Source organism: Roseibium alexandrii DFL-11 (assembly GCF_000158095.2).
GTDB classification, from domain to species: domain Bacteria; phylum Pseudomonadota; class Alphaproteobacteria; order Rhizobiales; family Stappiaceae; genus Roseibium; species Roseibium alexandrii.
In genome coordinates this window covers 2,848,550-2,861,545 of record NZ_CM011002.1, presented here as the reverse complement: position 1 = coordinate 2,861,545, position 12,996 = coordinate 2,848,550, and the positions used below count along the sequence as shown (strand labels likewise).

Annotated in this window: 12 protein-coding genes and 1 riboswitch; of the genes, 6 read left to right on the top strand and 6 right to left on the bottom strand. The window is 59.1% G+C overall.

Going from position 1 to position 12,996, the window contains the following annotated elements; genetic code table 11:
* Positions 1-5: 5 nt before the first annotated feature.
* Genes SADFL11_RS13235 through ispH form a run of 4 tightly spaced genes read right to left on the bottom strand, consistent with a single transcriptional unit; the run spans position 6 to position 3,390 of the window.
* A complete protein-coding gene (locus tag SADFL11_RS13235) occupies positions 6-932 on the bottom strand; it encodes a diacylglycerol/lipid kinase family protein (protein ID WP_008191469.1) in 927 nt (308 codons plus the stop codon).
* Between the two features lie 36 nt (positions 933-968).
* Entirely contained in the window at positions 969-1,421 is a 453-nt protein-coding gene (rnhA, locus tag SADFL11_RS13230) for a ribonuclease HI (RefSeq protein ID WP_008193997.1), read from the bottom strand.
* Positions 1,418-2,383 (bottom strand): homoserine kinase, encoded by a 966-nt coding sequence (gene thrB, locus SADFL11_RS13225; protein WP_008191983.1) that lies wholly within the window; start codon positions 2,381-2,383, stop codon positions 1,418-1,420. Before thrB ends, rnhA begins: the two co-directional genes overlap by 4 nt.
* 5 nt (positions 2,384-2,388) lie before the next feature.
* Positions 2,389-3,390: a 4-hydroxy-3-methylbut-2-enyl diphosphate reductase gene (gene ispH / locus SADFL11_RS13220; protein WP_008193310.1), complete on the bottom strand. Its 1,002-nt coding sequence runs from the start codon at positions 3,388-3,390 to the stop codon at positions 2,389-2,391.
* A 178-nt stretch (positions 3,391-3,568) separates the two neighbouring features.
* On the opposite strand from ispH, the gene SADFL11_RS13215 reads away from it, so the two are divergent.
* The 6 genes from SADFL11_RS13215 (at position 3,569) to gcvPB (ending at position 9,565) form a co-directional block, all read left to right on the top strand.
* Complete coding sequence (locus tag SADFL11_RS13215) at positions 3,569-4,153, top strand: hypothetical protein (RefSeq protein ID WP_008194731.1); 585 nt, start codon at positions 3,569-3,571, stop codon at positions 4,151-4,153.
* Between the two features lie 144 nt (positions 4,154-4,297).
* Positions 4,298-4,390, top strand: a riboswitch (glycine riboswitch).
* 184 nt (positions 4,391-4,574) lie between these two features.
* A complete protein-coding gene (gcvT, locus tag SADFL11_RS13210) occupies positions 4,575-5,726 on the top strand; it encodes a glycine cleavage system aminomethyltransferase GcvT (RefSeq protein ID WP_008189991.1) in 1,152 nt (383 codons plus the stop codon).
* Between the two features lie 25 nt (positions 5,727-5,751).
* The gene (gene gcvH / locus SADFL11_RS13205) at positions 5,752-6,123 is read left to right on the top strand and encodes a glycine cleavage system protein GcvH (protein ID WP_008195890.1); all 372 of its coding nucleotides are present in this window, start codon (positions 5,752-5,754) and stop codon (positions 6,121-6,123) included.
* 3 nt (positions 6,124-6,126) lie between these two features.
* On the top strand, positions 6,127-6,612 hold the full coding sequence (locus tag SADFL11_RS13200; protein ID WP_008196197.1) for an OsmC family protein: 486 nt from the start codon (positions 6,127-6,129) through the stop codon (positions 6,610-6,612).
* A 17-nt stretch (positions 6,613-6,629) separates the two neighbouring features.
* Complete coding sequence (gene gcvPA, locus SADFL11_RS13195; protein WP_008189229.1) at positions 6,630-7,976, top strand: aminomethyl-transferring glycine dehydrogenase subunit GcvPA; 1,347 nt, start codon at positions 6,630-6,632, stop codon at positions 7,974-7,976.
* Positions 7,973-9,565: an aminomethyl-transferring glycine dehydrogenase subunit GcvPB gene (gcvPB, locus tag SADFL11_RS13190; RefSeq protein WP_040451558.1), complete on the top strand. Its 1,593-nt coding sequence runs from the start codon at positions 7,973-7,975 to the stop codon at positions 9,563-9,565. Before gcvPA ends, gcvPB begins: the two co-directional genes overlap by 4 nt.
* 67 nt (positions 9,566-9,632) lie before the next feature.
* Here gcvPB and SADFL11_RS13185 read toward each other — a convergent pair whose 3' ends face one another.
* Positions 9,633-10,547, bottom strand: a complete 915-nt coding sequence (locus tag SADFL11_RS13185; RefSeq protein ID WP_134853027.1) for a type 2 periplasmic-binding domain-containing protein — start codon at positions 10,545-10,547, stop codon at positions 9,633-9,635.
* Between the two features lie 194 nt (positions 10,548-10,741).
* Positions 10,742-12,748, bottom strand: a complete 2,007-nt coding sequence (locus SADFL11_RS13180; RefSeq protein WP_085955902.1) for a hydantoinase/oxoprolinase N-terminal domain-containing protein — start codon at positions 12,746-12,748, stop codon at positions 10,742-10,744.
* Positions 12,749-12,996 lie beyond the last annotated feature (248 nt).

The window sequence follows — 12,996 nt, the reverse complement described above, 5'->3', positions numbered from 1 at the left end:
AGCCGTTAGGGAACGAGAATCGGAACAGAATTTGCCGCGGCCCGGATGTTCAGCGGGGTTACCGCGAACGGATCACCATCCACTTGCGCGGCAACTGGTTCAGGACTGGAAATAACCGCTTCCTGAAAGGCTTGAACAGTCGCGCCTTTGGCTTTTGAAATTCGGCCCAGCATCAACGCGATGCTGTAGCGGATGGATGACCATGGGTCGTCCCGCTCCAAGATCAGCATATGCAACCCCGGATCTGTCGCTCCACCGGGGCAGATGACGAACGGGCCGCCGTAGTGCCGGGCATTGCTGGCAACGGCAAAGCGTCCGTAAACCGGCGCAGCGCCATCCAGGGAGATCGTCAGTGGCGTCGCCTTGCGTGTCAGACCGATCCGGATTGCGGTGATCACATAGGCAAACTTCTTCAAGCGCCGCTTCAAGTCCAGCGGGACCGCGTGGACGACTTCGGCGTCAAATCCAGCCGAAGCCATTAAAACAAACGGACGGTCGTTGGCCAGACCATAGTGCAGCGGTTTGGTGCGCTTGTTCAGGATCATCCGGGCAATCGCTTTGGCGCCTTTCGGCAGGCCAAGCTCGAGTGCCAGAACGTTCGCGGTCCCGAAGGGGATGATCGCCAGGTTGGGGACGCGTTTTTTGTGCTGCAATCCCGTGAGGGCTTCGTTGACCGATCCGTCGCCACCGGCAATGATCAGGGTCTCCGCAGCCAATCCCGGGGCTGCACACACCTCGCCGATCTCACCGGCATGGGTTGTCAAACGCAGATCAACCCGGCAGCCGGCAGCTTCGAGATGGACTTTGACATCCTGCAATTTTTGGCTGTTGTAGCCGCCCGATGTCGGGTTGGCCATGATAAGCACGAGGCCAGCCGTCTCCGGGGCCTCAACTCCGGATAAAACCGGAGTGGTCTGCAGCGAATCGATCACCCGAAATCCTTGCTCTTTGGCGGCGACGCTGTGTGCTTAACTGTTTTTCTTAAACGGTTCCATACCGCCGCGCGCCAATTCGTCCGCGCGCTCGTTGTCCGGGTGGCCCGCATGGCCTTTGACCCAGTGCCAGGTGACATCATGGCGTTCGCGGGCTGCGTCCAAAGCCTGCCATAAATCCGCGTTCTTGACGGGCTTGTTCGCGGCAGTCTTCCAGTTCTTCCGCTTCCAGCCGTACATCCATTCGCTGATACCGCTGCGCACATATGTGCTGTCGGTATAGAGATCGACGACGCACGGGCGCTTCAGGGCGTTCAGCGCTTCGATCGCAGCCGTCAGCTCCATGCGGTTGTTGGTGGTCTCCACCTCGCCGCCCTTGAGTTCGCGCTCATGTTCGCCGAAGCGCATGATGACACCCCAACCGCCCGGGCCTGGATTTCCCGAACAGGCGCCGTCTGTATAGATCGTAACGCGGTTTTCCTGGCTCATCCTTCAAGCCCGTAAGCGTTGGCGCTGTCGACTGTTTGGTGGAACCGCAGTTTTTTGAGGTATTCCATCGGGTCCTTCGGGGTGACAAGCGCGCCTTCAGGAACACTCAGCCAATCATAAAGGCGTGTCAGCAGGAAGCGAAGCGCAGCCCCGCGGCAGAGAACCGGCAAGGCGTCGAATTCGGCCGCGGTCAGCGGACGCACGGATGTGTATCCTTTGAGCATGGCCTTGGCTTTGGTGACATTGAATGCCAGATCCTGCTCAAAACACCAAGCGTTGAGGCAGATGGCGATGTCATAGGCGAGGGCGTCATTGCAGGCGAAATAAAAGTCGATAAGGCCGGACAGGCGGTCGTTCAAGAAGAACACATTGTCCGTGAAGAGATCAGCATGGATAACGCCGCTTGGGAGATCCTTCGGCCAGTTTTTCTCAAGGTAGTCCAGCTCAGCGGTAATCTCTGCGCCCAGTCCCGGGTGGACGGTGTCACATCGGTCTTGGCTTTGTTCAAACAGCGGCCGCCAGCCATTTAGGTCCAGTGCGTTCTTGCGGGTCAGTTCATAATCGGCCCCTGCCAGGTGCATGGCGGCCATGGCCTTGCCGAGTTCCTCGCAATGTTCAGGACGTGGCCGTTTCACCGACATGCCTTGAAGAAACGTGACGAGGGCTGCAGGCCGCCCGGCGAGCGTGCCAAGCAACTCTCCATCTCGTGAGGCGACTGGAGTGGGGCAGGAGAGGCCCTTGCCGGCCAGGTGTTCCTTGAGCTTCAGGAAGAAGGGCAGGTCGTCGGGGTTCACCCGCTTCTCGTAAAGGGTGAGGATAAAATAGGCCGTGTCTGTCTGAACGAGATAGTTGCTGTTCTCAACGCCTTCAGCGATGCCCTTGTAGGACAGAAGCTGCCCGACATCGTACTGTGCGATGAAGGCGTTCAGCTCTTCATCGCTGACTTCCGTATAAACGGCCATTCTTGTTATCCGGTGGCTTTTTCTGTTTGGGCGGGCATGTCCCGCAGTTCGCGCGGCAGATTGAAGGCGATGGTTTCTTCGGCCGTCCGCACGATCTCGACAGTGACGTCGAACCGCTCGTCAAACGCGCTGATAATCTCTTCAACGAGTGTTTCGGGCGCAGAGGCCCCGGCTGTCAGCCCAAGGCTGGTAACGCCTTCAAAATCTGCCCAGTTGATCTCATCAGCCCGTTGCAGGAGGACTGCAACCCGGCAGCCTTCCCGTTCGGCGACTTCCCGCAGTCTTTGCGAATTTGATGAATTGGGCGCGCCAACCACAATCATGGCCTCAACGCCCGGGGCTACATGCTTGACCGCCTCCTGGCGGTTGGTGGTCGCGTAGCAGATGTCTTCCTTATGCGGGGCGACGATATCTGGAAACCGGTCCTGAAGGACGGAGACGATCCCGGCGGTATCATCAACGGACAAGGTGGTCTGCGTGATGTAGGCAAGGGGACGGTCGCTGCGCTCGCGTTCAAACCGGCGTGCGTCGTCTTCGGTCTCGATCAGGGTGACCGTGCCTTGCGGGAGCTGCCCCATCGTGCCGATCACCTCCGGGTGTCCCGCGTGGCCGATCAGAAGAATGTCGCGCTCGCGCCGGAAATGGATCTCGGCTTCCTTGTGTACCTTGGAGACCAGAGGGCAGGTCGCATCGAGGTAAAACATGTTGCGCTGCTGGGCGTCCGCGGGCACGGATTTCGGCACGCCATGAGCAGAAAAGATCACTGGTCGCTCGGCGTGCTCAGCCGGGATTTCGTCCAGTTCTTCAACGAAGATCGCGCCTTTGGCTTTCAGTCCGTCTACGACATATTTGTTGTGCACGATCTCATGGCGGACATAAACGGGCTGGCCGTACTTCTGAAGGGCCAGTTCAACAATCTGAATTGCCCGGTCAACACCTGCGCAAAATCCCCGTGGGGCGCACAGCTTGATCTCCAGAGATGGTTTGTTTGTCGCGGTCTGTGTCATGGTGCTCATTGAAAAGCCTGCTTTGGCGCAATAAGGGCTTGTGATGCTATTCTGTCAACCCGGTTAAAGTGCTTTCTGATATAGGTGCAGAGCCAACAAATACCCACCGCCATCTCGCCAAGCGGGCGGTCAACTGCTATGAAGCTGCGCCAAATACATAGTTTTCAACAGGTCCACGATGTTCAAGGCGTTCCAAGCACTGTCTCATGTCAACAGCAAGACCCCGGTTTCGGTCGCATTATGCGCCGCTTTTCTGACAGGATGCGGCGCAACCGGAGATATCGCGGAGAACGTGATTTCGGGCGGTGCGGAACCGGTTCAGGTGTCCCGCGAGACATTTGCGCCGCCAGTGCCGTGCCCGCCGCTGCAGATGAAAACGAATTCACACCTTATCCGTGAGTTTGTAAGAGGCAAGGACGGCGAGCGCGACGGCCTGATCTACCAGGCGCTGGTGGAGGATTCAGCCGTCAGCTGTTCCCAAGAAGCGGACGGCCAGCGCCGTTTGAAGCTCGGGTTTACGGGTGACGTGACACCCGGACCGGCGTGGAGAGGCGGCGATGTTGTACTGCCGCTGCGTGTCACGATCCCGGCGTCTTCCGATGCGGATCAAAAGCCGCTGGTTTCTGAAGTAATCCAGATCCCGGTATCCATTGAAACCGGCGGCGGCGGGCAACAATGGACCTACGTGGATGAGAAGTTCGTCATTCCGATGAACCAGGGCAGCAAAATCCAGTTTGGTTTTGAAGAAGGGCGTCGGCGCTAAGGCTGGGGTCTGAAAGCCAACCCTTTTCGCATCCGGCTTTCGCAATCGAACAGTTTCATTGCCGCATATTGACAAGGTGGTGTCGGCCACTCACAATCGCGGCGAAATTGGGGTCGTTCCCCGATGCTCGTGCCTTTGGCACGAAATGCCACTGCGGGAGAGGCCAGGTGAAAAGATCCTGGCGCCGAAGGAGCAACCGCCCCGGAAACTCTCAGGCAAAAGGACCGCAGGGGCTTCAACGCTCTGGAAAGCAGTGATCTGCGCCAACACATGCGCGGACTGCTCACCGAAGGAGTAACCACCAAGCCGGTTTGGTTTGGCTGGGAAATCTCTCAGGTACTCGGACAGAGGGGGTGCAGACGAATCGAAACCGTTCGCGGCGAGGTTCGGGATTGCGCAACCCCTAACGCGAGGACCGTTCATGGCGGAAACCGTTGCAGACGAAGATCTGAAACAAACGCCTCTTCACGACCTTCATATCGAGCTGGGCGGCAAGATGGTGCCGTTCGCGGGCTACTCCATGCCCGTTCAATACAAGCTCGGTATCATGGGCGAACACCAGCACACACGCGCGAAAGCGGGTTTGTTTGATGTGTCCCACATGGGCCAGGCTGTTCTGATCGGCCCGGATCACGAAACCACTGCCAAAGCACTGGAAGCTCTGACACCGTCCAATTTCGTGGAACTTGGTCATGGCCGGCAGCGCTACACCGTCCTGTTGAACGAAGATGGCGGCATCATCGACGATCTGATGGTCACCCGTCCGCTGGATAAGAATGACGACGGCCGTCTCTTGCTGGTGGTGAACGCAGCACGCAAAGACATTGACTACGCGCATCTGCGCGCCAATCTGCCGGACACCGTTAAATTGGAAGTGGCCGATGACCGCGCTTTGATCGCGGTGCAGGGCCCGGAAGCCGTTGCGGCGGTCGCAGCCCATGCACCGGCTGCTGCCGAACTCGGCTTCATGGCTGCAGCTCCCATGGAATTCGATGGCATTGCGTGCCACATCGCGCGCGCCGGATACACCGGTGAAGACGGTGTTGAAATGTCCGTGCCTGCAGGGGCTGCCGAGGCGATTGCCCGCGCGCTTTTGGCAGATGACCGGGTGGAAGCGATCGGCCTTGGCGCCCGCGACAGCCTGCGGCTGGAAGCAGGGCTTTGTCTTTATGGGCACGATATCGACGAAACCACGTCGCCGGTTGAAGGCAACATCACCTTTTGCATGCAAAAACGCCGCCGCGATGAAGGCGGTTTCCTGGGCGCGGAGCGAATCCAGAAGGAATTGGCCGATGGAACAGACCGCATTCGCGTCGGTCTGCGCCTGGACGGCAAAGCCCCGGCACGCGAAGGCGCGGAAATCGCTCTGCCCGATGGGGATGTCATCGGCAGTCTGACTTCCGGCGGGTTTGCCCCGACGGTCGGTGCGCCGATTGCCATGGGCTACGTCCCCGCCGAACACGCAAGCGAGGGGACGCAGCTGGAGCTGATCGTCCGCAACCGCCGTTTGCCGGCCACGGTCTCAGCCATGCCCTTCGTACCCAACCGCTATTTCCGAAAACCAAAAGCCTGACTTTTCCAGAGAATGGACGCAAAACATGACGACTTATTACTCAAAAGATCACGAGTGGATCTCCGTCGAGGGCGGCACCGCCACCATCGGCATCACGGCCTATGCGCAGGAACAGCTCGGCGATGTGGTTTTCGTGGAATTGCCTGAAACCGGTAAAGCCTTGTCCCAAGGCGATGAAGCTGCGGTTGTGGAATCTGTGAAGGCGGCCAGTGAAGTTTACGCGCCAATCGACGGCGAGGTCACTGCAGCCAATGACGTGCTGGCGGACGAGCCTGCCAAGGTCAACGAAGATCCGGAAGGCGCAGCCTGGTTCATCAAGATGACCGTCGGCAATGAAGGTCAGCTCGCCGACCTGATGGATGAAGCGGCCTACAAGGCCTACATCGAGACCCTTTGATCCATGGCGGGGCACTACTACACGGCGGTGGTCGAATGGGCGTGTGATGGGGATTACGCGGCCAACAAGTATTCGCGCGGCCACATCTGGCAGTTTGACGGCGGTCTGAAGATCCCGGCTAGCGCCTCGCCGACGGTTGTGCCTCAGCCTTATTCGATTGAAGCAGCCGTTGACCCGGAAGAGGCGCTCGTTGCAGCGATCTCGTCGTGTCACATGATGTCGTTTCTGGATCTTGCCCGGCGCGCCGGTTACGTCGTTGCCAGCTACCGCGACAGCGCAAAAGGCGAGATGAGCCGGATTGCCCGCGGCAAGATGGCCATCACAAAGGTGGTCCTCAAGCCCGAAATCGTGTTGGTCGCCGACAGCGATCCCGATCCCAGCTGGATCACGGATCTGCACGAAAAGGCCCATGACGTCTGCTTCATCGCAAACTCGGTCAAATGTGAGATCGTGGTGGACCCGGAACCGGTCCGCACGGTCGCACCGTAAATCTGGAGCCGCAGACAATGCGCTATTTACCACTTACCGACACCGATCGCGGCGATATGCTCGCGCGCATCGGCGTCAATTCGATTGACGACCTGTTTACTGACATTCCAGAGGATGTCCGTTTCAATGGTCTTCTGGATCTGCCGAAACGCGCCAGCGAAATGGAAGTCGAGCGCAAGCTCTCATCCATGGCCACGAAAAACACCTCGGCTGGATCCGTGCCGTTTTTTGTCGGCGCAGGCGCCTACAAGCACCACGTCCCGGCGACTGTCGATCATCTGATCCAGCGCTCGGAATTCCTGACGTCCTACACGCCGTATCAGCCGGAAATCACGCAAGGCACGCTGCAGTATCTGTTTGAGTTCCAAACCCAGGTGGCCAAGCTGACTGCCATGGATGTTGCCAATGCCTCCATGTATGACGGTTCCACGGGCACCGGCGAGGCTGTCCTGATGGCCCACCGGGTCACCAAGAAGAACAAGGCAGTTCTGTCCGGCGGTCTGCATCCGCAATACCGGGAAGTGGTCGAAGGCTTGTCGAACATGGCGGGCGATCAGGTCGTCAGCCTGCCAGCCGACCCAATGGGAACTGAAGACATTCTGTCCCAGATTGACGACGAGACCTCCTGTGTGGTGGTTCAGTCACCGTCTTTCTATGGCCAGCTGATCGACCTGAAGCCGATTGCCGAAAAGGCGCACCAGCACAAGGCACTGTTGATCGCCGTCTTTACTGAAGTGGTGTCGCTCGGCCTCATTGAGCCTCCTGGAACGCAGGGCGCGGACATCGTGGTTGGCGAAGGCCAGTCCATCGGCAACGGCCTGAACTACGGCGGTCCATATGTCGGTCTTTTTGCCACCCGCCAGAAATACGTCCGGCAAATGCCGGGACGCCTCTGTGGTGAAACCGTTGACGCGGAAGGCAAGCGAGGCTTCGTGCTGACGCTCTCCACCCGCGAGCAGCATATCCGCCGTGACAAGGCCACGTCGAACATCTGCACCAACTCCGGTCTGTGCTGTCTCGCCTTTACGATCCACATGTCGCTGCTCGGCCAAAAGGGCCTGACCCAATTGGCGCGGATCAACCACGGCAACGCGGTGAAGCTGAAGCAACAGCTTGGTGCCGTATCTGGCGTGGACGTGCTGAATTCGGCTTACTTCAATGAATTCACCCTCCGCCTGCCAAAGGCCGCAGACGGTGTTGTAGAAGCGCTTGCTGAAAAAGGCATTCTCGCCGGCCTGCCGGTCTCCCGCCTGGAGCCGGGCAAGAAAGATCTTGAAAACCTCTTGGTGGTGGCCTCCACCGAAGTCAACACGGATGAAGACCGCGCGGCGTTTGCCGATGCGCTGAAGGAGGTGCTGGCATGAGCATGAACACGCAAGGACGCCCGACGGCGGCAGGAGATGCGGGCGAGACGTTCCGTCCGAAAACCTTCACCGGAAACCGCGGCCTCGACATGGAAGAGCCGTTGATCTTTGAAGTCGGCTCTTTGGAAAACTGCGGTGTTGATCTCGACGAAGGCGATCTGCCTGAGTTTGAGCTTGGCGGGCACGCCCGCCGGGCCGAGATCGGTCTGCCGGGTCTCGCAGAACCTGAGGCCATGCGCCACTACGTGCGCCTGTCGCGCAACAACTATGCGATCGATGCCGGGCTGTATCCGCTTGGCTCGTGCACTATGAAGCACAACCCGCGCCTCAACGAGAAGATGGCCCGCCTGCCGGGCTTTGCCGATGTGCACCCGCTGCAGCCGGTGTCATCCGTCCCGGGCGCGATTGAGCTGATTGACGAGCTGGCCCACTGGCTGATGGTATCCACCGGCACGCATGCGGTCGCCATGAGCCCGAAAGCCGGTGCCCATGGTGAGCTTTGCGGCATGATGGCGATTAAGGCGGCGCACACCGCTGCCGGCCGGACCCCGGAAATTGTTCTGGTTCCTGAAAGTGCTCACGGCACCAACCCGGCAACCGCCGCGCTGCTCGGCTACAAGGTTGTCTCCATTGATGCCAAGGACGACGGTACGGTCGACCTTGAAGCGCTCAAGACCACGATCGCGGAGCACACCGGCAACATTGCCGGCATCATGCTGACCAACCCGAACACCTGCGGGCTGTTCGAGCGGGACATCAAGGAAATCGCCGACCGCATCCACGAGGCCGGCGGGTTCTTCTATTGTGACGGTGCGAACTTCAACGCCATCGTCGGCAAGGCCCGTCCGGGGGACCTCGGCGTTGATGCCATGCACATCAACCTGCACAAGACCTTCTCAACGCCCCACGGCGGCGGTGGTCCGGGCTCCGGCCCGGTGGTCCTGTCGGACAAGCTGGCTCCGTATGCCCCGCTGCCGTTCATCCGCAAGACGGACGATGGCTTGGAGCTGGTTGAAACGGAAGCTGCCACGAAAGACGGCGAACAGCCTTTCGGCCGTATGACTGCGTTCCAGGGCCAGATGGGCATGTATGTGCGCGCGCTCAGCTACATGATGAGCCACGGCTCGGACGGCCTGCGTCAGGCCTCTGAAGATGCGGTCCTCAACGCGAACTATGTCCGTGTCGGTCTGCAGGATCTGATGAGCCTGCCGTTTGGCGAGCGTCCTTGCATGCACGAGGTTCTGTTCGACGACAGCTTTCTGAAGGACACCGGCGTCACCACGCTCGATTTCGCCAAGGCGATGATCGACGAGGGGTACCACCCGATGACCATGTACTTCCCGCTTGTGGTGCATGGCGCGATGTTGATCGAGCCGACGGAATCGGAAAGCCGCGCCTCGCTTGACCTGTTCGTTGCCACCATGCGGGACCTGGTCATGAGCGCCAAACGCGGAGAGACACAGCGCTTCTCCGGAGCGCCCTATCTCGCCCCGCGCCGCCGCCTGGACGAAACGGGCGCAGCCCGCAAGCCGGTCCTGAAATGGACCGAGCCGGAACCAGCACAGGTGACACCGGAAGCTGCGGAATAAAATGCAAAATGACAAAAGGCCCGGTTCTGCCGGGCCTTTTCATTTCGCGGAACTACGGGCCAGGCCTTCAATTTGACTGAGGTTCTGCCGCAGCTGGAGTGCTGTTCTCGGGTGTGTCTTCGGGGGCAAACCACATGCTGTCGTTTTCAAAAGGGGTCGCTGCGCTCAGTTCGGGATTTGCAATCCTGAAGATCTTCCGTTGGTGAAGATTGGCCCGCTGGATGTCGTCCTCGAAGAACTCCCAGAAAAGTGTGTCAAAGGAGCCATCGGCGATCATAGCTTTCAGCCCGGTCTCGAACCGCGCTGCCAGATCCGGTCGTTTGGGGGTCACAAATATGTACGTCGGGTGCGGGATGTACAGGGCAATTGAATTCTCAATGGCCAAGTCCGGATAATCGGCCTTCGCATTGTGGTATTCATGATAGATTTCATCGATCCCCCGGCCGAAGGTCTTGAACCGGTCTGCGGCGAGCATCTTCATAAGCCCGGCTTTGTTGTCACCTTCAACCACATTGAAACCGGCTGCTTGCAGTTGAGGTGTTGTCGACCATTGTGCCCCGGATCCGGTTGAGAACTTTTTGAAGTCCTCCAAAGTCTCGGCTTCATCCAGTTCAGCCTGGCTGCTTTCATTGATGAAAAAAAGCCGGTATCCCTGCAAGCCCTTGCGAAGTGGTATCCGGATAGTCAGCAGGTTTTCTTCCCAAGAAGGCTTCGTGCCAATGGCGTCGTATTCAATGATTTCCCCAGAGATGAGCTCCAGAAGACGGCGGTCTCTGGATAAGGCTGGTCTTTTGGAGATTTTCAGTTTCGCCGCATCAGGAGCATCTGTGCGGTGCAGGATTTCGGCGAGGAGCTTATCAACATAACCATTGTTGTTTTTGGGTGCCGCTTCAGATGCAGCTTCTGCCGGGAAAGAATGGATTATCGTTAGGCCGCTCAAGGCGAGGCCAATTATCCCCCATTTTGACAAGTTCCGAAGCATTGTGTTTCCAGCGTCATCCATTCAGATATCGGGGCGAGATCGTAGGTCTAAGAACCTGTAGTTTCTGTTAATTTTCCATCTTTCCAGATGAGGTGTAAGAAACTCCCAAAGTCCTCCACGCAAGCTGTCTGCAACGGGTCCACGTTTGCAGTCCAAAAGTGGTACGGTCAATCTCCTACAAATCGCGCCAGCTACTAAACGGCAACGCGTGGCCGGCCGCTGGCTTCTACGACAATCTCCGCCTCGATGAACATCGGCCGCGATTCGATTTCGACCGAGCGCACGTCCCGTTTTGCTGAGACCTGGATGCCGACGGCGCCGGCGTCCTTGGCAGCCTTTTCGGCCTCTTCGCGAAGAACGGTTTCAAGCCGGTCCAGAGCGGCTCCGGTTTCCGAAAAATCTTCCGGTCCTGTCTCCAGATGCACCCGGTAGCGCCCATCGGCCGGTGATGTGACTGTGCCGCTGCGGCGCAGGGTTATGCGTCCAACGACAGCGCCGATGGCATTGGCCACCCCGGCATGCTCGGACAAAAGCATCGGGCACCGCAAGCGCCTGCCAACTTCCGGATAGTAAGTCGGAGCCGAAGCGCCGAGGCCGACCACCTCCGCGTTCAGCCGTGCTTGCAGATCGATAAAACCGGCATGGCCGGAAAGTCCAGCCTGCAACAATTCATGGCGCGCAAGGGTGCGCGGGTTGTCCTGAAACCGGCCGCCTTCCTCTCTAAAGGCCACCTCCAACAGCGCATCCACGGTTTGCTGCGTCAGCTGATCAATGATCATTTGCGCCATTGCGTCCGCGCTGGGCGCAAGCACCCTGCCATCGCCGCGCCTCCGCCGCGCAAGCTTCTTAAGCGCAAGTCGCGCGGCCCCCTCATCCCAGGCATCGAGCCGTCCGAGGACATGGGCAGCGTCAGAGGGGGTTACCCCTGACACTTGCACCATGCTGCGATCGATCAGGCGTCCAAGCGTGGCATTTTCCATGCGGTTTCGAATGATGGTAGAGACAGGATGAATGTCATCCCCGATCCGTTCCATCAACTCGCTCTCACGGTCGTTCAGGTCCTGTCCGGCCATTACAACGCCGACACACCGGACAAACCGGCCGTCATCTTCGCCCGGGAAGTCAGAACGTTCCTGTTGTTCCAGAACCGGCACCACCTTCTCTGGAGCAACGTGGGCTATCAGGGAGACTGGCAGCACCCGCTTCGGGCCAAGGTGGAGGCCGCCGGTCAGACCAGTGTCCAGAAAATGGACCCGGCTGTCGCCGCCAAGGCCGATCGTGCGCATGGCGACGGCTTCGACCATTGTGCGGAAGGATCCCACCTGCGCGCCATCTGGATCAATCGCCGGGCGCCCATTGCGGATAAGGGCAATGTCCGTCGTGGTCCCGCCGATATCGGACACCAATGCTGTATCAACTCTTGTCAGCCAGTGTGCTCCAACCACGGAGGCCGCGGGTCCGCTGAGGATTGTTTCGATCGGCCTGGCCAGGGCATCGGCTGCCGACATCAGAGCGCCGTCACCGCGCACCACCATCAGTGGGGCATGGATGCCAATCTGAACAAGAGCATCCTGGGCCCGGCCGATCAGGCGGTCGATCATGCCGACCAGACGGGCATTGAGGAGCGCGGTGAGCGCCCGTTTGGGTCCATTGAGCTTGGCGGACAGCGTGTGTGACATCGTCACCGGCCGGCCCGCGATTTCTGCTATTTTTTGGGCAGCCGCGTTTTCATGCACGGGGTTTCGGGTGGCAAATCGCGCAGCAACGGCAAGCGCCGTCACGCCTGGATCAAGATCTTGCAGAAATGTCGTGAGAGCCTCTTCATCGAGAGGGGCCGCCTCGGAGCCTGCATGGTTGTGGCCGCCGCGCAAAAGCAGCACCGGATCGTCCTTCAAGGCCGCGCTCAAACCGGCCTGCTCAAGATCCTTGGCGTCAAACCCGATGGCGATGAGCGCCACCCGCGCGCCCTGGTCCTCGACCAGCGCGTTGGTGGCCAGTGTGGTGGACAGGGACGCGAGCTCAATCTCTGCAGGGTCAATTTCCGCCTGTACCAGAACTGACCGGACGGCCTCTCCGATGCCAACAGCAAGATCATGCCGGGTGGTGAGGGCCTTGGCGGAGGCAATGACCTTTTCTTCGCCGCGCAGGATGACCGCATCGGTATAGGTTCCGCCCGTATCGACCCCAAGGCTGTATGTCACACCACGTTCCTCTGCCAACATTCAATTAACTGGGGAACCAGCATCCGCTGTCCCGTATGGAGCGCTCCGATGGATACCGTTTCCTTATTTGTGTCAAACAAAAACCGCGAGAACTCACGCGGCACTGTCTGGATGAGGCCGCAGCAGCTTGTATGAAGTTCTGGAAATCTGAGTGATGAAACAGTTTTGCTCCGCCGTGACTGCGGGCAAGCGGATTTTTTGATTGCCCGGAGAACTCATTGCCCGAT

What these genes read in the sequence shown, in the direction of transcription:
- SADFL11_RS13185 (WP_134853027.1), bottom strand. Translation starts at nt 10,547, where the DNA reads ATGCTTCGGAACTTGTCAAAATGGGGGATAATTGGCCTCGCCTTGAGC.
- rnhA (WP_008193997.1), bottom strand. Translation starts at nt 1,421, where the DNA reads ATGAGCCAGGAAAACCGCGTTACGATCTATACAGACGGCGCCTGTTCG.
- gcvPA (WP_008189229.1), top strand. Translation starts at nt 6,630, where the DNA reads ATGCGCTATTTACCACTTACCGACACCGATCGCGGCGATATGCTCGCG.
- thrB (WP_008191983.1), bottom strand. Translation starts at nt 2,383, where the DNA reads ATGGCCGTTTATACGGAAGTCAGCGATGAAGAGCTGAACGCCTTCATC.
- SADFL11_RS13200 (WP_008196197.1), top strand. Translation starts at nt 6,127, where the DNA reads ATGGCGGGGCACTACTACACGGCGGTGGTCGAATGGGCGTGTGATGGG.
- gcvT (WP_008189991.1), top strand. Translation starts at nt 4,575, where the DNA reads ATGGCGGAAACCGTTGCAGACGAAGATCTGAAACAAACGCCTCTTCAC.
- gcvPB (WP_040451558.1), top strand. Translation starts at nt 7,973, where the DNA reads ATGAGCATGAACACGCAAGGACGCCCGACGGCGGCAGGAGATGCGGGC.
- gcvH (WP_008195890.1), top strand. Translation starts at nt 5,752, where the DNA reads ATGACGACTTATTACTCAAAAGATCACGAGTGGATCTCCGTCGAGGGC.
- SADFL11_RS13215 (WP_008194731.1), top strand. Translation starts at nt 3,569, where the DNA reads ATGTTCAAGGCGTTCCAAGCACTGTCTCATGTCAACAGCAAGACCCCG.
- ispH (WP_008193310.1), bottom strand. Translation starts at nt 3,390, where the DNA reads ATGACACAGACCGCGACAAACAAACCATCTCTGGAGATCAAGCTGTGC.